At 70.3% G+C, this 23268-nt stretch carries 24 protein-coding genes and 1 tRNA gene; 13 read left to right on the forward strand and 12 right to left on the reverse strand.

The annotated features are described in order from the left end of the window. Positions 1-102: 102 nt before the first annotated feature. The 5 genes from RAB71_RS17750 to RAB71_RS17770 all read right to left on the reverse strand — a co-directional run bounded on the left by RAB71_RS17750 (position 103) and on the right by RAB71_RS17770 (position 4468). The gene (locus RAB71_RS17750; protein WP_010341263.1) at positions 103-1062 is read right to left on the reverse strand and encodes a ribose-phosphate diphosphokinase; all 960 of its coding nucleotides are present in this window, start codon (positions 1060-1062) and stop codon (positions 103-105) included. A 135-nt stretch (positions 1063-1197) separates the two neighbouring features. Next, positions 1198-1274: transfer RNA gene (locus RAB71_RS17755), tRNA-Gln, on the reverse strand. Between the two features lie 13 nt (positions 1275-1287). Next, the gene (gene ispE, locus RAB71_RS17760; protein ID WP_010341262.1) at positions 1288-2154 is read right to left on the reverse strand and encodes a 4-(cytidine 5'-diphospho)-2-C-methyl-D-erythritol kinase; all 867 of its coding nucleotides are present in this window, start codon (positions 2152-2154) and stop codon (positions 1288-1290) included. Beyond that, entirely contained in the window at positions 2151-2735 is a 585-nt protein-coding gene (lolB, locus tag RAB71_RS17765; protein ID WP_236614876.1) for a lipoprotein insertase outer membrane protein LolB, read from the reverse strand. The genes ispE and lolB overlap by 4 nt, the downstream gene beginning before the upstream one ends. Before the next feature lie 62 nt (positions 2736-2797). Then, positions 2798-4468, reverse strand: coding sequence for a tetratricopeptide repeat protein (locus RAB71_RS17770; protein WP_010341260.1), 1671 nt, complete (start codon positions 4466-4468; stop codon positions 2798-2800). 66 nt (positions 4469-4534) lie between these two features. Between RAB71_RS17770 and hemA the strand changes: the two genes are divergently transcribed. The 8 genes from hemA to ppk2 all read left to right on the forward strand — a co-directional run bounded on the left by hemA (position 4535) and on the right by ppk2 (position 11641). Continuing rightward, positions 4535-5818, forward strand: a complete 1284-nt coding sequence (hemA, locus tag RAB71_RS17775) for a glutamyl-tRNA reductase (RefSeq protein WP_041499938.1) — start codon at positions 4535-4537, stop codon at positions 5816-5818. Further along, entirely contained in the window at positions 5796-6881 is a 1086-nt protein-coding gene (gene prfA / locus RAB71_RS17780; protein WP_010341257.1) for a peptide chain release factor 1, read from the forward strand. The genes hemA and prfA overlap by 23 nt, the downstream gene beginning before the upstream one ends. Continuing rightward, a complete protein-coding gene (locus RAB71_RS17785) occupies positions 6878-7330 on the forward strand; it encodes a GNAT family N-acetyltransferase (RefSeq protein ID WP_010341256.1) in 453 nt (150 codons plus the stop codon). The genes prfA and RAB71_RS17785 overlap by 4 nt, the downstream gene beginning before the upstream one ends. A gap of 40 nt (positions 7331-7370) precedes the next feature. Then, positions 7371-9083, forward strand: coding sequence for a tetratricopeptide repeat protein (locus RAB71_RS17790; protein ID WP_010341255.1), 1713 nt, complete (start codon positions 7371-7373; stop codon positions 9081-9083). A 266-nt stretch (positions 9084-9349) separates the two neighbouring features. Further along, positions 9350-9925, forward strand: coding sequence for an antibiotic biosynthesis monooxygenase (locus tag RAB71_RS17795; RefSeq protein WP_029561865.1), 576 nt, complete (start codon positions 9350-9352; stop codon positions 9923-9925). Between the two features lie 54 nt (positions 9926-9979). Beyond that, positions 9980-10498 (forward strand): molybdenum cofactor biosynthesis protein B, encoded by a 519-nt coding sequence (moaB, locus tag RAB71_RS17800; RefSeq protein WP_010341253.1) that lies wholly within the window; start codon positions 9980-9982, stop codon positions 10496-10498. Positions 10499-10511: 13 nt separating this feature from the next. Beyond that, positions 10512-10856, forward strand: a complete 345-nt coding sequence (locus RAB71_RS17805; RefSeq protein WP_010341252.1) for a helix-turn-helix domain-containing protein — start codon at positions 10512-10514, stop codon at positions 10854-10856. Beyond that, the gene (gene ppk2, locus RAB71_RS17810; protein WP_010341251.1) at positions 10853-11641 is read left to right on the forward strand and encodes a polyphosphate kinase 2; all 789 of its coding nucleotides are present in this window, start codon (positions 10853-10855) and stop codon (positions 11639-11641) included. The genes RAB71_RS17805 and ppk2 overlap by 4 nt, the downstream gene beginning before the upstream one ends. A 454-nt stretch (positions 11642-12095) precedes the next feature. Here ppk2 and RAB71_RS17815 read toward each other — a convergent pair whose 3' ends face one another. Together RAB71_RS17815 and RAB71_RS17820 are read right to left on the reverse strand one after the other, a co-directional pair. Further along, the gene (locus tag RAB71_RS17815) at positions 12096-12728 is read right to left on the reverse strand and encodes a TlpA disulfide reductase family protein (protein WP_234006642.1); all 633 of its coding nucleotides are present in this window, start codon (positions 12726-12728) and stop codon (positions 12096-12098) included. 5 nt (positions 12729-12733) lie between these two features. Continuing rightward, positions 12734-14008 carry a YihY family inner membrane protein gene (locus RAB71_RS17820; protein WP_010341248.1) on the reverse strand — a complete coding sequence of 425 codons (1275 nt, stop codon included), beginning with the start codon at positions 14006-14008 and terminating at the stop codon, positions 12734-12736. A 76-nt stretch (positions 14009-14084) separates the two neighbouring features. Between RAB71_RS17820 and wrbA the strand changes: the two genes are divergently transcribed. The 4 genes from wrbA (at position 14085) to ybaK (ending at position 16082) form a co-directional block, all read left to right on the forward strand. After that, positions 14085-14681 (forward strand): NAD(P)H:quinone oxidoreductase, encoded by a 597-nt coding sequence (wrbA, locus tag RAB71_RS17825; protein ID WP_010341247.1) that lies wholly within the window; start codon positions 14085-14087, stop codon positions 14679-14681. Then, positions 14678-15034 (forward strand): DUF2069 domain-containing protein, encoded by a 357-nt coding sequence (locus RAB71_RS17830; protein ID WP_010341246.1) that lies wholly within the window; start codon positions 14678-14680, stop codon positions 15032-15034. Before wrbA ends, RAB71_RS17830 begins: the two co-directional genes overlap by 4 nt. 79 nt (positions 15035-15113) lie before the next feature. Next, entirely contained in the window at positions 15114-15599 is a 486-nt protein-coding gene (locus tag RAB71_RS17835; protein ID WP_010341245.1) for an asparaginase domain-containing protein, read from the forward strand. Positions 15600-15608: 9 nt separating this feature from the next. Further along, entirely contained in the window at positions 15609-16082 is a 474-nt protein-coding gene (ybaK, locus tag RAB71_RS17840) for a Cys-tRNA(Pro) deacylase (RefSeq protein WP_010341244.1), read from the forward strand. Between the two features lie 315 nt (positions 16083-16397). Here ybaK and RAB71_RS17845 read toward each other — a convergent pair whose 3' ends face one another. From RAB71_RS17845 to sufT, 3 genes are all read right to left on the reverse strand, one after another. Continuing rightward, positions 16398-18167, reverse strand: a complete 1770-nt coding sequence (locus tag RAB71_RS17845; protein WP_081481910.1) for a S8 family peptidase — start codon at positions 18165-18167, stop codon at positions 16398-16400. A gap of 572 nt (positions 18168-18739) precedes the next feature. Then, positions 18740-19840, reverse strand: a complete 1101-nt coding sequence (locus RAB71_RS17850; RefSeq protein WP_010341242.1) for a branched-chain amino acid aminotransferase — start codon at positions 19838-19840, stop codon at positions 18740-18742. A 109-nt stretch (positions 19841-19949) separates the two neighbouring features. Then, positions 19950-20501 carry a putative Fe-S cluster assembly protein SufT gene (gene sufT / locus RAB71_RS17855; protein WP_010341241.1) on the reverse strand — a complete coding sequence of 184 codons (552 nt, stop codon included), beginning with the start codon at positions 20499-20501 and terminating at the stop codon, positions 19950-19952. A 105-nt stretch (positions 20502-20606) separates the two neighbouring features. On the opposite strand from sufT, the gene RAB71_RS17860 reads away from it, so the two are divergent. After that, positions 20607-21026, forward strand: a complete 420-nt coding sequence (locus tag RAB71_RS17860; protein WP_010341240.1) for a hypothetical protein — start codon at positions 20607-20609, stop codon at positions 21024-21026. Positions 21027-21222: 196 nt separating this feature from the next. On the opposite strand, the gene RAB71_RS17865 is transcribed toward RAB71_RS17860, so the two are convergent. After that, positions 21223-22692, reverse strand: coding sequence for an NAD(P)(+) transhydrogenase (Re/Si-specific) subunit beta (locus RAB71_RS17865; RefSeq protein ID WP_029561863.1), 1470 nt, complete (start codon positions 22690-22692; stop codon positions 21223-21225). A 104-nt stretch (positions 22693-22796) separates the two neighbouring features. Then, on the reverse strand, positions 22797-23108 hold the full coding sequence (locus RAB71_RS17870) for an NAD(P) transhydrogenase subunit alpha (RefSeq protein ID WP_010341238.1): 312 nt from the start codon (positions 23106-23108) through the stop codon (positions 22797-22799). Positions 23109-23268 lie beyond the last annotated feature (160 nt).

The raw sequence follows: 23268 nt of genomic DNA on the forward strand, positions 1-23268 counted from the left end.
AAGAGTCGTTGGAAAGCCGGGATTGGAGATTCGGGATTGGGGATTGGCCGAAGCGGCGCTGTTGCGAATCCCGAATTTCGAATCCCCAATCCCGGCTCTTGATCAATCCACGTACAACGAGCTCACCGACTCGCCGAAGGCGATGCGGCGGATGGTTTCGGCCAGCAGTTCGGCGACGCTGAGCTGGCGGATCTTGCCGCAAGCGCGGGCGGCCTCCGACAGCGGGATGGTGTCGGTGACCACCAGTTCGTCCAGCTGCGAATTGGTGATGTTGCTCACCGCCGGGCCGGACAGCACGGCGTGCGTGCAGTACGCGGCGACCTTCAGGGCGCCGCGCTCCTTCAGCGCGGCCGCAGCGGCGCACAGGGTGCCGGCGGTGTCGACGATGTCGTCGACCAGCACGCAGGTCTTGCCTTCGACGTCGCCGATGATGTTCATCACCGTGGACACGTTGGCGCGCGGGCGGCGTTTGTCGATGATCGCCAGGTCGGCATCGTCCAGACGCTTGGCCACCGCGCGGGCGCGCACCACGCCGCCCACGTCCGGCGACACCACGATCAGGTTGTCGGTGCCGTAGGCGCGCCAGATGTCGGCCAGCAGCAGCGGCGAGGCGTAGACGTTGTCGACCGGGATGTCGAAGAAGCCCTGGATCTGGTCGGCGTGCAGGTCCACGGTCAGCACGCGGTCGGCGTTGACCGCGCTGAACATCTTCGCCGCGACCTTGGCGGTGATCGGCACGCGCGAGGAGCGCATGCGCCGATCCTGCCGCGAATAGCCGAAGTACGGCACCACCGCGGTGACGCTGGCGGCGCTGGCGCGCTTGAGCGCGTCGATGATCACCAGCAGTTCCATCAGGTTCTCTGCACTGGGCGCGCAGGTCGGCTGGATCACGAACACTTCCTGCCGACGCACGTTCTCCTCGATCTCCACCTGCACTTCGCCGTCGGAGAAGCTGGAGACCATCGCCTTGCCGGGGCGCACGCCCAACTCGCGGCAGATGCTTTTGGCCAGGGGCTTGTTGGCGTTGCCGGAGAACACCAGCAGGTTGCGTTGGTCTTGCATGAGGGGTCTCTCGGGTGGCTGCAAAGAGCGTGTGGCGACGATAACGACGTGGATCAGGAAGCCAGGAGGAGCGATGCTTCTACCTGTTGAATCCCCGCACATGGATGTGCGGGCTTTTGCGAGGGACTCGCATAATGGCAGGGGCGGTAGGATTCGAACCTACGAATGCCAGGATCAAAACCTGGTGCCTTGGGCCTCTTGGCGACGCCCCTGCGTAAACCTGTGTCAAGCCTCCAGCGCGTCGAGCAGCGGCGAACGCGGGACGCCGCCTGCCACCCAGGCGCGCATCCCGTCCGGCAAGTCCGCCAGCGCGCGCACGGCGGCAGCGCGATCGGCGAACTCGACGAAACAACCGCTCCCCGACCCGGTCAGGCGTGGCGTACCGATCTGCGCAAGCGCCTGGAACGTGGCCTGGACGGCCGGTTCGCGGCGAAGCAGGACCGGCTCGAACGCGTTACCGAGCAGGAAACCTGAAACGAAGTCCGCTATTTTCGCGGGCGCAGCATCCCGCGTCAAATCCGGGGACTGGAACAGCGCCGCGGTGGGCACGTGCACGCCCGGATCGGCCAGCACGTACCAGGCTGGGGGCAGGGCGATCGGGGTCAGTTGCTCGCCCACGCCCTCGGCCCAGGCGTCGCGTCCACGCACGAACACCGGCACATCCGCGCCCAGCGACAGGCCGAGTTCGGCCAGGGCATCCTCGTCCAGCCCGGCGCGCCACAGCGCGTTCAGCGCCACCAGCGCGGTCGCCGCATCGGACGAGCCGCCGCCGAAGCCGCCGCCTGCCGGAATGCGCTTTTCGACGCGGATATCGACACCTTGCGCGACGTTCGCCGCTTTTTGCAACAGCCGCGCAGCACGCACCAGCAAGTCGTCGGCCTCGGCGACGCCGGCGACGGAGGGCCCGATCCGCGCCACCACGCCGTCCTCGCGCGGCCGCAGGTGCACCGTGTCGCCCCAGTCCAGCAGGCGGAACACGGTCTGCAACTGGTGGTAGCCGTCCGGCCGGCGACCGGTGATTTGCAGGAACAGGTTCAGCTTCGCCGGGGCTGGCCAGGACGACCAGCCCCCGTCATCGACGGCCCCGCTCATGGCGCGGGCACGCTCCAGGCGTCGACCAGCAGCCGCACCTTGGCGTCGCCGTTGCGCGCCTCGATGCGCCGCGGCAGCGCCGGACGGCCGTCGCTGGGCGGGTACCAGTCCTGGAATTCGATGTCCCAGCCCATCTGCCGCAGCGTGTGCGGCCGGCCCTGCGCGTCGTAGTCGACCCGCTCCGGCGCCTGCGCGTCGGTCGCCACCAGCCCGCGCACCCAGTCCGGCAGCAAGTTGACCGGGATCTCCCAGCCGGTCGCCTCCAGCAGCAGTTGTTCGGCGTTCTCGCCGTCGCGCGGCCCGCCTTCCAGCCCCTCCAGGCGCCCGGCCTCGGAGTGGCTGTCGCCGATCAGGCGCCAACTCTGCCGGGTCACCGGCGCACTGAGCTGCACTTCGTACTGCCGCTGACGCTGGGTCCAGTCGATGCGACCGCTGCCGCCGTTGCGCCCCTTGGTGATCGCCACCCGGCCCTGGAACGACCAGTCCGGATGCGCCTGCAGCCACTGCGCGCGCGCCGCCTCGGCCTGTTGCGCAGCGGCATCGGGCGCAGCGACGGCCGGCGCCGGCGTGCGGGTCGGCACCGCGCTGCAACCGGCCAGCGACAGCCCGGCGGCCAGCGCCCAGGCGGTGCGCAGACCAGCCCTCACGGTGCCACCTGTTCCAGGGCGCGGCGCAGCGCGCGATTGTCCGGATCGAGCTTGCGCGCCTCGTCGAAGTACTTGTTGGCCTCGTCGTGCTTGCCCTGCTCCCACAGCACCTGGCCGATATGCGCCGCGATCTCCGGATCCTTCACCAGGCTCCAGGCGCGGCGCAGTTGCACCAGCGCTTCCTGGGTCTTGCCAAGCCGGTACAGCACCCAGCCATAGCTGTCGATGATCGCGGCATTGTCGGGATCGGCGGTGCGCGCGCGGTCGATGAGCTGCAGCGCCTCGCGATAGCGCTTGGTGCGGTCGGCCAGGGTGTAGCCGAGCGCGTTCAGCGCGGCCACGTTCTCCGGCTCGGTGACCAGGATCTTGCGCAGGTCGGCCTCGGCGCGATCGATGCGATCACGGCGTTCCCACGACAGCCCGCGCGCGTACAGCAGCGCGTTGTCGTCCGGGTACGCGGCCAGGCCACGCTCGAACACCTGCAGTTCGCCGGCGTCGTCGCCACTGCGCTGGCGCAGTTCCGCCTCCAGCACATAGGCGTCGCGGCGCGCGGCATCGTCGGCCTCGGCGTCGTCCTGCAGCGCGCGCGCCTCGGCAAAGGCCGCGTCCTTCTGGCCGAGCGCGTACAACGCGCCGGCGGCGCGCAGCCGCGCCTCGCTGCGCAGCGGGCCGCCCGGCACGCCGCGGTACCAGTCCACCGCCTCCTGGTTGCGCTTGAGGAACTCGGCGATCTTGCCGAGCAGCAGGCGCCGCTCCGGATCGGGCCGGTCGGCGCCCTTGCGCAGTTCGTCGTACAGCGTGGTCAGGGCCGCGTTGTCCTGCAGCTTGGCCAGCATCGAAGCGCGCAGGCCATAGTTCTGGGTGGTCTGCGGCCCCAGCGCCAGGACCCGCGCTGCGGCGGCGGTGTCGCCGATGGCGTCGTAGGCATAGGCCAGCGCGGTGCGCAGTTCCGGGTCGCCCTCCACCTTGGGCTCCACGCCCTGCAGCAGCGCACGCGCCTGCTCGGTCTTGCCTGCCTGCTGCAGCTGCGTGGCATGCAGCAGCGCCACCCGCGGCTCCTGCGGGAAGCGCTTGACCAGTTGGTCGACGATGCGCTCGGCCAGCTTGGGCTGGTCCAGGCGCAGCGCCAGGCGCCCGAACTCCTGCCAGGCCTCGAGCTGGTCGGGGATGGCATTGGCGTCGAGCAACTGATCCAGGGCCTTGGCCGCCACCTCCGGATCGCGGTTGCCGCTGACCAGGGCGATCAGCGCGAAACGCCAGCCGCGCGGGTCCTTGTCGCGCAGCAGGGCCACCAGCAGGCTGCGCGCCTGGCGCAGGTTGCCGCTGCGCAGGGCGAGCGAGGCCTCGGCGCTGCGCATGGCCAGCGACTCGGGCGCGCGCTGCCGCCACAGCGCCAGGGCCTGGGTGGCAGCGGCGCTGTCGTTGGCGAGCATGGCGATGCGGGTGGCGCGTTCGGCCAGGCCGGCGTCGCCGGGACTGTCGTTGGCGGCCTGCAGGTACCAGCGCGAGGCGTCGGCCAGTTGCCCGGCCTGCAGGGCGAACTCGCCGGCCAGCACCGGCGTCATCACGTCCTGGGCGGGACTCGGCGCCTTGGCCGCGGCCGGTGCAGTCACGGCGGCGATTGCGGACAGCAGCAGAATGGTACGGATGCGAATCAATGCGGGCATCGGAAGCGGCCGGGCCGTAAAATGGGGCCCTGAATGGCCAGCAGCTTATCGCAAGCAACTGAACAGATGACGTTGTGGGTGCTCGGATTGAACCACCAGACCGCGCCGGTCGACCTGCGCGAACGGGTGGCATTCGCCGGCGACGCATTGCCGCGCGCGCTGCAATCGCTGCGCGCGCTGCCCGACGTCGCCGAGGCGGCGCTACTGTCCACCTGCAACCGCACCGAGCTGTACGCCATCGCCGGCGATGCGCAGCACCTGGCCGATTGGCTGGATTCGCATGCCGCCGGCCTGCACGGTTATCTGTATCAGCACCAGGACGCGGACGCGGTGCGGCACCTGTTCCGCGTCGCTACCGGGCTGGACTCGATGGTGCTGGGCGAGCCGCAGATCCTCGGCCAGGTGAAGGACGCCTGGTCGTTGGCGCGCGAGCACGGGGCGATGGGCAGCCGCCTGGACCGGCTGTTCCAGCAGACCTTCTCGGTGGCCAAGCGCGCGCGCACCGACACCCGGGTCGGCGCCAATCCGGTCTCGGTCGCCTCCACCGCGGTGCGCCTGGCGCAGAGCTCCTTCGCCCGGCTCAGCGAATCGACCGTGCTGCTGGTCGGCGCCGGCGAGACCATCGAGCTGGCCGCCAAGCATCTCAGCGAGGGCCGCGTGCGGCGCCTGCTTATCGCCAACCGCACCCTCGCCCACGCACAGGAACTGGCCAGCCGCCACGGCGGCGTGGCGCTGCCACTGAGCGAGCTGGAGCGCCACCTGCACGAAGCCGACGTGGTGTTCTCGGCCACCGCCGCGCGCGAGCCGGTGGTGACGCGGGCGCAGGTCGAACAGGCGCTGCGCGCACGCAAGCACAAGCCGATGCTGCTGTTCGACCTGGCGGTGCCGCGCGACATCGAGGCCGCCGTGGCCGACCTGGCCGACGCCTACCTGTACACCGTCGACGACCTGGAGCGCGCAGTCGAGGACAACCGTCGCGGCCGCCGCGAGGCCGCCGAGGCGGCCGAGGCGATCATCGACCTGCAGGTGGTGCGCTACATGGAGGCGCTGCAGGCCAGCACCCGCCAGGCGCCGCTCAAGCGCCTGCGCGCGCACGGCGACAGCACCCGCGACGACGTGCTGGCCAAGGCGCGGCAGCAACTGGCGCACGGCAAGCCGGCCGACGAGGTGCTGGAGTTCCTCGCCAACACCCTGACCAACCGACTGCTGCACCCGCCCACCGCGGCGCTGCGCGAGGCGGCGCTGCGCGGCGACGCCGAGCTGGCGCGCGCCGCCGAGCGCCTGTTCCCGGAGAAGCCGGGCTATTTCCACCCGATCCTGAAGACCGATGACACCGACCCTGCGCCGTAAGCTGGAGGCGCTGGCCGAGCGTCGCGAAGAACTCGAACGCCTGCTGTCCGACCCCGAGGTGGTGAGCGACAACACGCGCTTCCGCGATTACTCGCGCGAATTCGCGCAACTGGAGCCGGTCGCCGCCGCGCTGGCCGCCGAAGCCGCAGCCAAGGCCGACCTGGCTTCGGCCGAGGCGATGCGCGCCGATCCGGAACTGCGCGAGCTGGCCGAGGAGGAAATCGCGGCCGCGCAAGCGCGCCTGGCCGAGCTGGACGCGGAACTGGCGCTGCTGCTGGTGCCACGCGATCCGCGCGACGACGGCAACCTGTTCCTGGAAGTGCGCGCCGGCACCGGCGGCGACGAGGCGGCGATCTTCGCCGGCGACCTGTTCCGCATGTACGCCCGCTACGCCGAACGCCAAGGCTGGAAGGTGGAAGTGGAATCGGACAGCCCCGGCGAGCACGGCGGCTACAAGGAAGTCGTGGCGCGCATCGTCGGCCGCGGCGCCTACTCCAAGCTGAAGTTCGAATCCGGCACGCACCGCGTGCAGCGCGTGCCGGCGACCGAGTCGCAGGGCCGCATCCACACCTCGGCGGCGACGGTGGCGATCATTCCCGAGGCCGACGACGTGGAGGAGATCGCGATCAACCCAGCCGACCTGAAGATCGACACCTTCCGCTCCTCCGGCGCCGGCGGCCAGCACGTCAACAAGACCGAGTCGGCGATCCGCATCACCCACGTGCCCAGCGGCGTGGTGGTGGAGTGCCAGACCGAGCGCAGCCAGCACGCCAACCGCGACAAGGCGCTGAAGCGGCTCAAGGCGCAGCTGCTGGAGGCCGAGCGCAGCAAGCAGGCCGCGGCCGAGGCGCAGGACCGCAAGCTGCAGGTCGGCAGCGGCGATCGCAGCCAGCGCATCCGCACCTACAACTTCCCGCAGGGCCGCATCACCGACCACCGCGTCGAGGGCCTGACCCTGTACGACCTGCCGAACGTGATCGAGGGCGACCTGGATGCGCTGATCGGGCGCCTGAGCCACGAGCACCAGGTCGACGAACTGGCGCGCCTGAGCGACAGCCCATGAGCGTGCGCGTACGCCAGGCCGATGCGCACGACCTGACGGTCCTGGCGGCGTTGTTCGATGCCTACCGGCAGTTCTACGGGCAGGCGCCGGATGCGGCGACTGCGCACGCCTTCCTCGCCGCGCGCATGGCCCGCGCCGAGTCGGTCGTGCTGCTGGCCGAGCGCGATGCGCAGGCCGCCGGCTTCGTGCAGTTGTATCCGTCCTTCTCCTCGGTGCGGGCGGCACGGCTGTGGATCCTCAACGATCTGTACGTGGCGCCTGCGCACCGCCGCCACGGCGTGGCGCAGGCGCTGCTGCATGCCGCCGAACGCCACGCCGCGGACGACGGCGCGGTGCGCATCGTGCTGGAGACGGCGCAGGACAATCTCGCCGCGCAGGCCCTGTACCGCGCCTGCGGCTGGCAGCAGGAGCTGAGCGCGCAGCACTACGTCAAGACGCTGGTGCCATGAGCGCGCATCGCCCGCGGTCGGTCGCGGCCGCCACGGCGGCATGAACGGCGGCATCGACGAACGCCTGCAACTGCAGGCCGCAGTGCGGCGCGATCCGCAGGACTTCCTGGCCTGGGTAATGCTCGCCGACGCCGAACTCGGCGCCGGCGCGGTGGCGGCCGGCGAGCAGGCCGCGCTGCGCGCGCTGCAGTTGCGCCCCGATCATCCGGAGGCGCTGGCGCGCCTGGGCCGGGTGCGCTGGACCCAGGGCCGCCATGCCGAGGCCGCGCACGCGTTGCGCGAAGCGCTGCAGCAAGCTCCGCAGCACCCGGGCATCGCGGTGTGGCTGGGCCACGCGATGGAGGACAACGGCGAGGCCGAAGCCGCGGCGCAGGCCTACGCACATGCGCACGCCCTGCTGCCGCAGGAGCCATCGATCGCCGCCTACCTGCTGAACTGGCGCCGCAAGCTGTGCGACTGGCGCGGGCTGGACGCGCTGTCGCAGCAGGTGCGCAGCGCGGTGCGGCAAGGACACCCGGCGATCGAACCGTTCGCCTTCCTCAACGAGGACGCGGGCGCGGACGAACAACTGCGCTGCGCGCGCAACCGCGCCCAGGCGCTGGCGCGCACCGTCGCGCCGCTGCCGGCCGCGCAGGTGCGCCGTGATGGCGCGTTGCGTATCGGCTTCCTGTCCAACGGCTTCGGCGCGCATCCCACCGGGCTGTTGACCGTCGCCCTGTTCGAGCGCCTGCGTGCGCATGCCGACCTGCAGGTGCACCTGTTCGCGCTCAACGGCGACGACCGCAGCGCGCTGCGTGCACGCCTGCAGTCGGCCGCACACGCGTGGCACGAGGTCGTCGGGCAGCCGCATCGGCAGACCGCGCAACAGATCCGCGACGCCGGCATCGACCTGCTGTTCGATCTGCGCGGCTGGGGCGGCGGCGGCACGCCGGAAGTACTGGCGCTGCGTCCGGCACCGGTGCAATTGAACTGGCTGGCCTACCCCGGCACCTCCGGCGCGCCATGGATCGACTACGTGGTCGGCGACGCCTACGCGCTGCCGCCGGCGCTGGACGCGCACTACAGCGAGCGGGTGCTGCGGTTGCCGCGCGCGTTCCAGCCCTCCGACGACACCCGCGTCGTCGGCACCCCGCCCACGCGCCGCGATTGCGGCCTGCCCGAGCGCGGCACCGTGTTCTGCTGCTTCAACAACAGCTACAAGCTCGGCCCGCGCAGCATGGCGCGGATGCTGGAGGTGCTGCGGCAGGTGCCCGACAGCGTGCTGTGGCTGCTGTCCGGCCCGGGCCAAGCCGATGACCGGCTACGTGCGGCCGCCGCGACGGCCGGCGTGGACCCGACACGCCTGCGCTTCATGCCCAAGCTGGCGCACCCGGACTATCTGGCGCGCTACCGGCACGCCGACCTGTTCCTGGACACGCATCCGTACAACGCCCACACCACCGCATCCGATGCCTTGTGGGCCGGCTGCCCGGTGTTGACCTGCCCCGGCAGCACCTTCGCCGCGCGCGTGGCCGGCAGCCTCAACCATCACCTCGGCCTGGACGAGATGAATGCCGCCGACGACGCGGCGTTCGTCGCCACCGCGGTGCGCCTGGGGCGCGATCCCGCGGCGCTGCAGGCATTGCGCGAACGATTGCACGCACGGCGCGCGGACAGCGGCCTGTTCGACATGCAGGGCTTTGCCGACGAGTTCGCCGCGCTGCTGCGCGACACCGCGGCCCGCCACGGTTGGCAAGGCGGAGCCTCGGCCTGATCGATCGCTTGCGGATGCGCTGCACCGCCGATGGCCCCCTGACATCACATTCTTGAGCGCTTGGCGCGTGCAATGCCACGACACATCGCGCTGGCGGCGAGCGCAAGACGCAAGGTCTGAATGCCCACTTCCACTCGGATCGGTCTCGCTGCTTGACCTCTAGTTAACTTGAGGTCCGACACTGCATGCACGCTCCCCGTGCAGATCCCGCGATGTCGCTGTCGTCTCCCACTCCCCTGCCCCCTCCTCCCACACCCGCGCGCAGCATGCTGCTTGCCGAGGCCCCCATTCCTGACCGGACCGCACTGTTAGATTACGTGCGCGGCCTGTGCGACCACCGCCTGCAGGCCCTGACCTGGATGGAATCGCTGGGCGATGCCCCCGACCTGCTGTACGCGCGCTGCTGCTACGACGCGGCCCCGGAACTGCATGGACTGCTGCATGCAAGCCTGCCGGCGCTGCGACGGACGCTGCGCCGCTACCAGCGCATCCGCAGCGGCGTGTCCGATCCGCGGCGACCAGCGTCCTGTGTGGTGGTCGCACGCGTGCCGATACGCGATGCCGCACAGGCGCAGGCTCGCGCCGATGCCGCCTTCGCCGCGCTGCAGGATGGCCCGCACGCGCTGCGCGGGTTGATCGCCGCGCATCTGTACCTGTCCGACGACGGCCGCACCCTGCTCGAGTGCACCGAGTGGCACAGCGCGGATGCGCAGCGTCGTGCACTGCAACGCGAACCCGAGCGCCTGCCGCTGGCCGCCGATCGCGCCGCGCGCGTCAGCCGCTTCCGGCCACGTGCCCTGGTCCTGCCAGGCATGGACCTAGCCCAGCGCAGCCGCGGCTGAAGCGCCGGCGCAGGCAGGCTGTACGCCGGCCGGGCGAGCGGCTAGGCTGCCGGCATGAGCGCCAACACCGACTTCATCGCCTTGAACCTGTGCGTGCTGACTGTCTCGGACACGCGCACCCTTGAGCAGGACAGCTCGGGCGACTACCTGGTCGCCGCCCTCCAGGGCGTCGGTCATCGTCTGCATGCGCGGGCGCTGTTGCCGGACGATCGCTACCGGATGCGCGCCACGGTTTCGGCCTGGATCGCCGACCCCGATGTGGACGGCATCCTGGTCACCGGCGGCACCGGCTTCACCGGCCGCGATTCCACGCCCGAGGCGCTGCTGCCACTGCTGGACAAGGAGATGCCGGGATTCGGCGAGCTGTTCCGTGCGATCAGCGTCGAGGAGATCGGCACCTCCTCGCTGCAGTCGCGCGCCTTCGCCGGCATGGCCAACGCCACCTTCCTGTTCTGCCTGCCCGGCTCCACCTCGGCCTGCCGCACCGCCTGGGAGCGGATCATCGCCGCGCAACTGGATGCCCGCACCCGTCCCTGCAACCTGGCCACGCTGCGCCCGCGGCTGAAGGAATGACCTGGACTCCCGCATGCCCCTGGACACCACGTTGCGCCTGCTGGCCAAGGCCAGCGGCATGAGCGCCGCGGACATCGCCGCGGCCATCCCCCGCGCCGGCGCGGCCACGGTCAAGGCCTGGATGGCCGGTGAGAAGCTGCCCGGACGCGCCCAGCTCACCGCGCTGGCGCGCACCTTCGGCGTCCCCGCCGGTGCCCTGCTCGGCGAACTGGCCAGCCAACTGGACCCGGCGCGCACCCGCGGCGAACACGATCTGCTGCAGGCCTACCGCGCCCTCGACGCCCGCCAGCAGGGCGCGCTGCTGGAAGTGGCGCGCAGCATGGCCGGCACCGGTACCCGCAAGCGGAGCAGCAAATGAGTCACCTCAAGCGCAAGCAGTACAAGGCCCTGATGCAACCGCTGCAGCTGGAACTGACCGCGATGGCGCAGGCGGTGCAGCACAGCGGCGAGCGCGTGCTGGTGCTGTTCGAAGGCCGCGACACCGCCGGCAAGGGCGGCGCGATCCAGGCCATCGCCGAACACCTGAATCCGCGCCAGTGCCGCGTCGTCGCCCTGCCCAAGCCGACCGACCGCGAAGCCACGCAGTGGTATTTCCAGCGCCATATCGCACACCTGCCGGCCGCCGGCGAGATCGTGCTGATGGACCGCAGCTGGTACAACCGTGCCGGCGTGGAACGGGTCATGGGCTACTGCAGCGACGCCGAATACCACGCCTTCCTGCGCCAGACGCCGATGTTCGAGCGGCTGCTGGTGGACGACGGCATCCGCCTGTTCAAGTACTGGCTGTGCGTGGACCAGGCGCAGCAGGAAAAGCGGTTCGCCGAGCGCCTGCACGACCCGCTGAAGGGCTGGAAGCTGTCGCCGGTGGACCTGAAATCGCGCAGCCAGTACGCCGACTACACCCGCGCGCGCGAGGCGATGCTGGAAGCCACCCACCGCGACTACGCGCCGTGGACCCTGGTCGACTTCAACGACCAGAAACGCGGCCGCCTGACCCTGATCCGGCACCTGCTCGACCAGTTGCCGGAAACCCGCCTGCACGAACCGGACCTGGACCTGCCGCCGCTGAAGCACAAGCTGCACAAGGAGAAGTTCGGATTGCTGCAGCCGATTCCGTCGTATGACGTCGGGAATGGGGATTAGGGCGTCGGGATTGGGTGAAGCGTGCGTGCGGTCGTCGTGTGATCGCACGTTGTGGGCGCGCGCGGTTAGCCGCTTCGGGGAAACGGGTCGCGGCTGAAGCCGCTCCTACGCTGGATCGCGGCTCAGCGAATGCAAAGCGGGTCCTGCCTCCGGTAGGAGCGGCTTCAGCCGCGACGGGCGAAGCCGTCCAAGCCTCTCATCGCAAAGGCGTCGGGACTGAAGTCCCTCCCACAAGGAAAGCTCTGCGCTTCCGACACATCGGAGGGCGGTGCGGGCGCACCCGCAGCGCCAGCACGGGTCGGCTTTCCGAGTCGCGGCTGAAGCCGCTCCTACGGCGGCCCCGCGGCCAGCGGCGGTCGGAGGGCGACACCATGCGCACGCACGGAAGCGCGCATCCCAAATCCCGAATGCCCAATCCCGGGCGGCGGCCGCGCCACCCAGGCCACCGACACCCTCAGCCCGCCGCCTTCCCCTTGCCCTGCCCTGGCGCCGGGCCACCGGCGGCGGCGATCGCGCCTTCGATGTCCTTGGCGGTGACCGGCCCCAGGAACTGCTTGGCGAGCTTGCCGTCGGGCGCGATCAGGTAGGTCATCGGCAGGCCTCGCGGGGTGGCGAAGTCGGCCGGCGGCGCATAGGTGTCGACGATGACGATCGGATAGGCGACCGGATGCTGCTTCAGGAACGCCTGCATCTCCGCCGGCTCGATGTCCTCGTAGGCCAGGCCCACCACCTCGATGTTGTCGCGCATCACGTGCAGCGCCGACAGCTCCGGCATCTCCTTCAGGCACGGCGCGCACCAGGTCGCCCAGAAATTCACCACCACCCACTGCCCGCGGTGCGCGGCCAGGTCGTACTCGCGGCCGTCCACCGCCTTCATCTTCAGGGTCGGCTCGGGGCGGGTCTCCTGCACCACCGACGGTCCGGCCGCCGGTGCGGCGGGCGCCTCCGGCGTTGCCGGGGCGGACGGTGCGTTCGGCGCGGTGGACGGCGCGGTGGTCGCAGCGCCGTCGGCCGGCTTGGGCGTGGGCTGGCGGTCGCACCCGGCCAGCAGGGCGGCGGCGGCGAACAGCGGGAACAACAGGCGCATGACGGTCATGCAAGGTCTCCGATCTCGGTGTAGAGGTCGCCGACGCGACGCTTGAGCACGTCGCGCAACGGCAGTCGCAGTTCGTCCAGCGCGCGGCACGCCGCCTGGCCCAGGGCGTCGTCGCGGCACGGCAGGTAGGTCTCGACGACAGGGATGCGCAGCTGGCAATTCTCGTACAGCTCGGCCACCGGCAGGTCGCTCAGGTCGCGGGCCAGCAGCCAGTCGCCCTGCTCGGTGCGGCGGAGCAGGCGGATGCGCTCCAGTTCGCACAGCAGTTGCTGCATCAGCGAGTCGGTCAGCATCGGCTCCAGTTGCAGGATCTGGTCCTCCTGCAGTCCGCTGCCCTGCTTGCGCGCCTGCGCGAAACGCCCGAGCAGGCGCAGCAGGCCATAGATCTCGTAGCCGGCCGGCAGGCGCATCGAGGCCGGCTGGTAGCGGAAGGCGGCGATCGAGGAGGACACCGAGGCGCCGAGCAGGATCGCGATCCAGCTCAGGTAGATCCACAGCAGGAAGATCGGCACGAACGCGACCGTGCCGTAGATGCGCTGGTACGACTGGAAGCTGCCCAGGTACAGGCTCAGGCCCCACTTCACCAGCTCCAGCAATAGCACCGCCAGCAGCGCGCCGGGCACCGCGTGGCGCAGCTTGACCGTGTGGTGCGGCACCACCCGGTACACCAGGGTGATGCAGACGAACTCGATCAGCACCGGCGCCACGCTCAGCACCACCTGCGCCAGCAGCCGGCCCTCGCTGGTCTTGAACAGCGGCAGCGCGAAGAACCGCGCCGACACCGCCAGCGACGCCGCGGCCAGCAGCGCGCCGAGGGTCAGCACGGTCCAGTACACCAGGAAGCGGGTCAGCTGCGGCCGCGCCGACACCACCCGCCAGATCTGGTTGAAGGTCTGCTCGACGCTGTTGAGGGTGATCAGCAGCGAGACCACCAGCGCGATCACGCCGGCAGTGGTCAGTTGCCCGGCGCTGGCCGAGAACTGCCGCAGGTAGGACTCCACCGAACGCGCCGCCGCCGGCACGAAGTTGGAGAAGATGTAGTCGCTGAGCTGGTCGCTCCACTTGTCGAACACCGGGAACGCCGACAGCACTCCGAACACCACCACCGCCAGCGGCACCAACGCGAAGATGGTGGTGTAGGCCAGCGAGGCCGCGGCCTGGAACAGCCGGTCGTCGATGAAGCGCCGCCACAGGAAACCGGCGAAGCTGCGCATGCGCGCGCGGTCGCGCAGGCGATCGGCCCAGAGATTGACGGTGTCCAGCGGCTGCATCGGGCAAGGGTACCCGATGCGCATGGACGCCGGCATCGTCGATACTGGCGGCCGTTTCGATCCACGAGAGGGCCGCATGGCCGAGATTCTGGTCCTGTACTACAGCCGCGGCGGCTCGGTGGCGCGCCTGGCGCGGCAGATCGCGCGCGGCGTCGGCGAGGTGCCGGGCATGGCCGCGCGCCTGCGCACGGTGCCGCCGGTGGCCGCGGTCACCCAGACCAGCGCACCGCCGGTGCCCGACAGCGGCGCGCCGTACGTGGACGCCAGCGACCTGCGCGAGTGCGTGGGCTTGGCGCTGGGCAGCCCGACCCGCTTCGGCAACATGGCCGCGCCGGTCAAGCACTTCATCGACGGCCTCGGCGCCGACTGGGCCAGCGGTACCCTCGCCGGCAAGCCGGCGGCGGTGTTCACCTCGACCGCGTCGCTGCACGGCGGCCAGGAAGCCACCCTGCTGTCGATGCACCTGCCGCTGCTGCACCACGGCTGCCTGATCGTCGGCATTCCCTACACCGAACCGCTGCTCAGCAGCACCCGCAGCGGCGGCACGCCGTACGGCGCCAGCCACGTCGCCGGCGCCGACGACGATCCGCAGCCCAGCGAGGAAGAAGCGCAGCTGGCGCGTGCGCTCGGCCGGCGCCTGGCCGAGATCGCGCAGCGACTGGCGGGGCCATGAGCGGCGGGCGCCTGCGGGTGGCGCTGGGGACGACGCTGCTGGCGCTGGCGGCGCTGTTCGCGGCCTGGTTCCACGACGATCGCCACCGCCTGGCCGCCCTGCTGGTGTTCGCGCTGCCGCCGCTGCTGTTGGCAGTGGGCGTGCTGCGCGGCGCGGCGCTGGCGCGCTTCTGGAGCGGCGTCGGCGCGCTGCTGTGGTTCAGCCACGGGGTGATGACCGCCTGGAGCCACGCACCGCAGCGCGGCTACGGCTGGGCCGAACTGCTGCTGGCACTGCTGGTGGTGGGCCTGTCCAGCGCACCGGGCATCCGCGCACGCTTCGCCCGCCGCCGCGGCGCGGCCGGGCGCGACTGAGCGGCCGCCCCGCCGCGCCCGGTATCATGGACGGCCTGCGCGGCCACCGCCGCGTCCCGACACGCTTCTAGGAACGGCAATGGAAGAACTCCTGATCGTCACCACCGGCGGCACGATCGACAAGATCTACTTCGACGACAAGTCCGACTACCAGATCGGCGACCCGCAGATCGGCCAGATCCTCAAGGAACTGGGCGTGACCTTCCGCTTCACCGTCATCCCGATCATCCGCAAGGATTCGCTGCACATCACCGACGACGACCGCGAACTGATCCGCGCCACCATCGCCGCGCAGTCGGCGCGGCATGTGCTGATCACCCACGGCACCGACTCGATGGTGCAGACCGGCAAGGTGCTGCAGGCGATCGAGGGCAAGACCATCGTGATGACCGGCGCGCTGAACCCGGCGCGCTTCCGCGGCTCCGACGCCGAGTTCAACATCGGCTGCGCGGTCGGCGCGGTGCAGTCGCTGCCGGCCGGCGTCTACATCGCCATGAACGGGCGCATCTGGGATCCGCAGAAGGTGCGCAAGAACGTGGCGGCGAATCGTTTCGAAGCCGCCTGAGCGACCGCGATGTCCAAGGCCACGCGCGCGACCAAGGCGCTGGATGCGGCCGGCATCGCCTACCGGCTGCATCCCTACGACTACGAAGCCGAAGCCGGCGCCAAGGGCCTGCAGGCCGCGCAGGCGCTGAGCCTGCCGCCGGAGCGGGTGCTGAAGAGCCTGATGGCCTGGGTCGATACGCGCGCGGTCTGCGTGGTGGTCCCGTCCGACCGCCGCGTGCAGTTGAAGAAACTGGCCGCCGCCGCGGGCGGCAAGGCGGCGCGGATGATGGAGGCCGCCGAAGCCGAGCGCCGCACCGGCTACAAGGTCGGCGGCATCAGTCCGCTGGGCCAGCAGCGACCGGCGCCGGTGCTGATCGAGCAATCGGCATTGGGTGCGGGCAGCGTGTGGTTCAACGCCGGGCAACGCGGCCTGCTGCTGGAGATGGACGCCGCGCAGGTACTCAACGCGCTGCAGGCGCGTGCCTGTGATCTGTGCGAGTGATGGCAGCGTCGGCGCGGGTGGCATGACCTTGCCCATCGCCGTGCCGGACGGCGCCTGCGCCGTGGCATTGGCGGGTACCCGGATCCACGCGGTCGTGCCGGCGAGCGGATCCACACCACGACCGTAGCGATGGGCGGCAGGACGTAGCGCCATGCCGCGCCATGCGACAGCGCGCGCCGTTCACCCATAAAAAAGCCCCGCGCCGAAGCGCGGGGCGACCGAGAGTGGCAGCATCGGCATCATCCTGGCCGACCACTGCGATCCGGCACCGGGAGGTGCGCGGCGGCCGTCAAGCGACCGCCGCGACGGAGTGCCTCAGTAGTCGGCCTTCAGGCTGAGCCCGGAGAACGTGCTGTACGCCTTCACCCGCACGTAGTAGGTACCGGCCTGCGGGGAGTTGAAGGTGCAGCTTTCGTTGTTGCCGTTCTTGTACGGACGGCAGTCGTAGGCCGAATCGGTCGGCGCGCTGCCGAAGCGCACGTACAGGTCGGCATCGCCGCTGCCGCCGGAGGTGGTGACCACCAGGCTGCTGGCGCCGGACGGCACCTTGACCGTGTAGTTCAGCGAGGAGCCGCTGCTGGCGCTGAGGCCGGTGACCGCCACGCCGTCCTGCAGCTCGTTGCTGCTGCCACCACCGCCACCACCGCCGCTGCCGCCGCTCTGCGCCGCGGTGACCGCGGCGTTGGCGTCGAGCAGGCCGGCGCCGCAGCCCTGCGAGCAGGAGAAGCTGGCCGCGGTGTTCTTGATGGTGCTCTCCACCTGCGCCGGGGTCAGCGCGGTCGGCGCCACCGACTGCATCAGCGCGACCACACCGGCCACGTGCGGGGTCGCCATCGAGGTGCCGTTGTAGGAGGCGTAGCTCGGGTTGCCCGGAGTGGTGGTGCCGTCGTTGAGCGTGGACAGGATGCTCGAGCCCGGTGCGGAGATGTCGATGCCCGCGCCGTAGTTCGAGTAGCTGGCCTTGGCCCGCGACGAGGTGGTGGCGGCCACCGCGATCACGTTGTTGCAGTTGGCCGGCACCGAGCTGGACACGTTGGTCGAGCTGTTGCCCGCCGCCACCACCACCGTGGTGCCGCGACCGACCGCGCCGTTGATGGCGTTCTGGTAGGTGGTCGAGCAGGTGCCGCTGCCACCCAGCGACATGTTGATCACTTCGGCCGGGTTCTGGTTGGCCGGCACGCCGCTGACGGTGCCGCCGGAGGCCCAGGTGATCGCATCGGCGATGTCGGAGGTGTAGCCGCCGCACTTGCCGAGCACGCGCACCGGCAGGATCTTGGCCTTGAACGCGGTGCCGGCCACGCCGGTGCCGTTGTTGGTGACCGCGGCGATGGTGCCGGCCACGTGGGTGCCGTGCCAGCTGGAATTGGAGGCGGGCGAGCCGGAGTAGCACTCGCCGGCGGCAGCCCAGTCGCCTTCGTCGGCCGGGTTGCTGTCGCGGCCGTCGCCGTCGCGTGCGGCATCCGCATCGCTGATGAAGTCGTAGCCTTGCAGGACGTTGGCGTTGAGATCGGGGTGGCTGGTGATGCCGGTGTCGATCACCGCCACGACCACGCCGTCGCCGGTGGCCTTGTCCCAGGCCGAGCGCACGTTGATGCCGGCGTTGGTGGTGCCGAAGGCCCACTGGTCGCCCAGGCGCGGATCGTTCGGGGTCAGCGCGATGGTCATGCGCTGGTCGACCTCGACGTACTCGACGTTCGGGTCGGCGGCGATCTGCCGCATCAGCGTCTCGGCCTCGGCGCGGTCCAGCGGACGGCTGGCCTTGACCACTTCCGGCCCCACCGCCAGGCGGCGCAGGGGGGTCAGGCCGAGCGCACGGCCGTTCTTGGCCGGCAGCGCGGCGGCGGCCGACTGCAGCGTCGCGCGCAGCGCCGCCGAGGGCGCCGCAGCGGCCGCGGAGGCGCTGGAGATGCTGACCGGCGCGGCATCGCGGGTCTTGACGATGAAGCGCTGTACGGTCGGCTCGGAAGACAGGCCGGAGAGGTTCACGTCACCGGCGAAGGCTGGGGTGGCCAACAGCAGCGAGGTGAGAGCGGAGGCGCCCAGCACGACCAGCCACGGACGCTGGCGCGACCCACGATGCGACATTTCGGACATTCGGACTTCCTTTCGGTTGAGTAGCCGCCTGATGGCGGTGTTCCGCGCCGCACCGGTCCGGTCGAAACCTGAACCTGGCGTGCGTTGCGAGCCCGGTCGGATGGCGTGTTGCCGACCATTCATCGACGCTAGCTCAGTACAAGCGCGTATGGAGCAGGACGTGACGGAAATCCGTTGTACAAAACGAGGAAATGCAACAATCGTCGATGTCACAAAGAGAACTGCACCTCATTTTTGCTGCGGTGCAACATAGAAAGACGCCAAACTTGGCAAATCAGGGGCAGCTTTTTGGCTCCCGCGCGACACACGGGACAAAAAAAGGAGACAGTGGATACAGACGACAGAGGTCGCCTGCATGGCAGCCCATCATCGGGACGGACACCAAATGTCCGGGGAGCGGACTCCCGGGAAGGCGCGGAAGCGGGGGCGGCGACACATCGCACGCCCCGGCGCACCAGCGCGGACCTCGCCGGTGATGGCCAACGCTGTCGGATCATGCGCCAAGGGGCATGAGGTCCATTCGCCAGGGCGGCCGACAGCCGCCCCAGCGTTGGGCGTTCGGCTCAGCCCAGCCGCACCAGCCAGCCGTGGCGGTCGGCGACGCGGCCGTACTGGATGTCGGTCAGTTCCTGGCGCAGCGACAGGGTCACCGGGCCGGCGGGGGCGGTGAGGTCGCCCACGGCGAAGTCCTTGCCCTTGAGCTGGCCGATCGGGGTCACCACCGCAGCGGTGCCGCAGGCGAACACCTCGGCGATCTCGCCCGAGGCCACGCCGTCGCGCCACTCGTCGATGCTGACCTGGCGCTCCACCACCTGCATGCCGCGGTCGCGGGCCAGTTGCAGGATGCTGTCGCGGGTGATGCCTTCCAGGATGCTGCCCGACAGCGCCGGGGTGACCAGGCTGCCATCGCGCATCACCAGGAACACGTTCATGCCGCCCAGTTCCTCGATGTACTTGCCCTCGACCGGGTCGAGGAACAGCACCTGCGAGCAGCCCTGTGCCTGCGCCTGCTGCTGCGGCAGCAGCGAGGCAGCGTAGTTGCCGCCGCACTTGGCCGCGCCGGTGCCGCCCTTGGCGGCGCGCGCGTAGTCGGTGGACAGCCAGATCGCCACCGGCGCCACGCCCTTGGCGAAATAGGCGCCGGCCGGGCTGGCGATGACGTAGTAGCCGGCCTTCTGCGCGGCGCGCACGCCCAGGAAGGCCTCGTTGGCGATCATGAACGGACGGAAATACAGGCTGGTCTCCGGCGCCGACGGCACCCAGGCCGCGTCGACCGCGATCAGCTGCCGCAGCGATTCCACGAACAGCTCCACCGGCAGCTCCGGCAGCGCCAGGCGCTGCGCCGAGCGCTGCAGGCGCTTGCCATTGGCCTCCGGGCGGAAGGTCCAGATCGAGCCGTCGGCATGGCGGTAGGCCTTGATGCCTTCGAAGATCTCCTGGCCGTAGTGCAGCACCGAGGCGGCCGGGTCCAGCGCCAGCGGGCCGTAGGCGCGCACTTCGGCGTCGTGCCAGCCCTGCTCGCGGCTCCATTCGATGGCGACCATGTGGTCGGTGAAATAGTTGCCGAAGCCCGGCGCGGCGAGGATCTGCGCGCGCGCCTCGGCGCTGCGCGCGGCGGTGGACGGGGTCAGGCGGAACTGCGTGGACGGCTCGGTAGCGGACACCGGGAATTCCTGTGGTAGTCGAGGGATGGCCAGGGCCGCAGCGTCGTGGCGACGGCAGCGGCGGCGCCCGATCGGGCTCCGCCGCGACGCGCGAGGCGTCGCGCGCGGGTCAGAGCATGCCGGTTTCCAGACGCGCGGCCTCGGACATCATATGCCGGCCCCACGGCGGATCGAACACCAGCTCGACGTCGGCCTCGGCGATGGTCGGGATCATCTCCAGCTTGCTGCGCACGTCATCGACCAGGATCTCGCCCATGCCGCAGCCCGGCGCGGTCAGGGTCATCTTGACCTCGACGGTGCGCTGACCATCGTCGCGCGCGTGCATGGTCACGTCGTAGATCAACCCCAGATCGACGATGTTGAACGGGATCTCGGGGTCGAAGCAGGTGCGCAACTGCTGCCAGATCAGGGCTTCCACCTGCTCGTCGCCGGCGCCCTCGGGCAGTTCCAGCCCCGGCGGCGGCTCCTTGCCGATGGCGTCGCCGTCCTTGCCGGCGATGCGGAACAGGTTGCCCTCCACGAACACCGTGTAGCTGCCGCCCAGGGCCTGGGTGATATAGCCATAGCTGCCGGCCGGCAGGGTCACCGCGTCGCCCTGCGGCACCATCACCGCGGCGCAATCGCGTTCGAATTGGACAGGTTCGCTGCTGCGTGAGTACATGGGGGCGATATGGGGCCAGGCCCCGCCGGTGCAAGTCGTGCAGTTTATCCGAGTGCGCGGGGCGCGCGCCGGAAGTATCCTGTACGCCTTCTCCGGGAACATCGAATGCCGCCTTCCTCCACGCCGGCCAGGTCCTCGCACTGGCTGTGGCCCCTGCTGCTCGCCATGGGCTGTTTCACCGCACTGATCGCCTGGTTGCTGGTGGCGCTGTCGCTGGGTCGCCAGGCCGGCTGGATGGCCGTAGTGGTGGCGCTGGAGATCGCCTGGATGCTGCGCCTGGGCGGCCTGCCGCGCGGGCCGCTGCGCATCGCGGTGGCGATGGTCGCCACGGTCCTGGTGATCGTCGCCGCCAACTGGGGCATCGCCGCCGCGCAGATGGGCGCGGGGCTGGGCCTGAACGTGTGGGACTCGTCGCTGAAGATGGGCGCCCACTACGCCTGGACCCTGACCCTGCTGGCCAACAGCCCCGGCGATCTGCTGTGGCTGGGCATCGGCGTGGCCGCGGCGTATTTCAGCGCGCGCTGAGCCAAGGCCGGGGCGCAGCGGACGCCGCTGGCGTGGCGCGGCCTGAGGGCATCCCGATCATCCGCCCTCGCGCTGAAGCGCATCGCTTTTTGCAGGAGCGGCTTCAGCCGCGATGGGCGTTACCGGTAAGGTCCGGTCGCGGCTGAAGCCGCTCCTACGACTCCGGCTTACGTCACCCCTGCCCGCCTGCAACGGCTCAGTGGCCGCCGCCGTCCAGCGCCTTCAGTTCGCTGACCAGCGCGCCGGCCGCCTCGGCGCCGTCGCCGTAGAGCATGCGGGTGTTGTCGGCATAGAACAGCGCGTTCTCGATGCCGGCGAAGCCGGTGCCCTTGCCGCGCTTGATGACGATGACGTTCCTGGAATTGACCACGTCCAGGATCGGCATGCCGTAGATCGGGCTGGCCGGGTCGGTCTTGGCCACCGGGTTGACCACGTCGTTGGCGCCGATCACCAGCGACACGTCGGTGCTGGCGAACTCGGGGTTGATGTCGTCCATGTCGGCGATCAGGTCGTACGGCACGCCGGCCTCGGCCAGCAGCACGTTCATGTGCCCGGGCATGCGCCCGGCCACTGGGTGGATCGCGAACTTGACCTTGACCCCGCGCTCGATCAGCCGCTGCGCCAGCTCCCAGATCTTGTGCTGGGCCTGCGCCACCGCCATGCCGTAGCCGGGCACGATCACCACGCGCTCGGCGTAGGCCATCATCGCCGCCACGTCGCCGGCCTCGATCGGCTTCTGGCTGCCGGCGATCGCCTGCGCTTGGCCGCCGCCGCCGAAGTTGGAGAACAGCACGCCGCGGATCGGCCGGTTCATCGCCTTGGCCATCAGCCGGGTCAGCAGGATGCCGGCCGCGCCGACCATCATGCCGGCGATGATCAGCGCCTCGTTGCCGAGCACATAGCCCTCGAACGCCACCGCCAGGCCGGTGAAGGCGTTGTACAGCGAGATCACCACCGGCATGTCGGCGCCGCCGATCGGCAGGGTCATCAGCACGCCCAGGGCCAGCGCCAGCACGAAGAACAGCACGATCGCCAGCGGACTCAGGCTGATCGCGGCCCACGCGCCGACGCCCAGCATCGCCACGCACACCAGCAGGTTGAACGCCTGCTGCCCGGGGAAGGTGACGCGCTTGTCCAGGCGCCCGTCGAGCTTGGCCCAGGCGATGATCGAGCCGGACAGCGATACCGCGCCGATCGCCGAGCCGATCACCGCCAGCGCCAGCGTGGTCGCATCCGGCTGGCGCGCGGCCAGCGCGGCGATCGCGGCCTCGCTCCAGTGGGTGGTGTCACGGCGCATCAGGAACGAGAAGCGCAGCAGTTCCACCGCGCCGATCGCCGCCGCCGAGCCGCCGCCCATGCCGTTGTAAAGCGCCACCATCTGCGGCATGTCGGTGATCGCCACCTTCTTGGCCGAGATCCATGCCGCCGCGGTGCCGAGCGCGATAGCCAGCACGATCAACGGCAGGTTGTGCAGGCCCGGCAGCAGGAAGGTGGCGGCGGTCGCCAGCAGCATGCCGAAGCCGGCCCAGCGGATGCCGCTGCGCGCGGTCCTGGGCGAGGCCATGCGCTGCAGGCCGAGCAGGAACAGGGTGGCGGCGACCAGGTAGCTGCTCTTGATCAGGATCGGCAACAGTTCCATCAGCAGGCGTGCTCCGAAAAAGGACATCTGCCCGAGCGGCAGCAAGTAGGAAAGAAAGACCAGTGCGATGCCGAGCAACGCGAGCAAGGCGGCCACGGCCAGCGCCGCGGCGAGGCGCCACTGCCGCGCATTCAATCCTTCGCCTTGGTCTTGGCGGCGTCCGGCTTGCTGGACTTGAACATGTCGAGCATGCGCTCGGTCACCACGTAGCCGCCGGCGGCGTTGCCGGCGCCGAGCAGCACCGCGACGAAGCCGATGGCCTTTTCGAGGGTGGTGTCGGCATGGCCCAGCACCACCATCGCGCCGATCAGGACGATGCCGTGGATGAAGTTGGAACCGGACATCAGCGGGGTGTGCAGGATCACCGGCACCCGCGAGATGATCACATGCCCGGCGATGGCCGCCAGCATGAAGATGTACAAGGCCACGAACCCGTCGCTCATCGCACTGTTCTCCCGGGCGCCGCGCCCGTCCGCCGCATCATAACCGTCTGCTGAACCGCTGTGCGATGCCGCCGTGCCGTTCCACCAGGCCCGCGGCGATAGGCAGGTCAACCGCGGCCGCCGCGGCGCGTTAACCACGGCATCCCCCCGCCAGGAAGCT

The organism is Xanthomonas sacchari (assembly GCF_040529065.1).
Classification (GTDB): Bacteria; Pseudomonadota; Gammaproteobacteria; order Xanthomonadales; family Xanthomonadaceae; genus Xanthomonas_A; species Xanthomonas_A sacchari.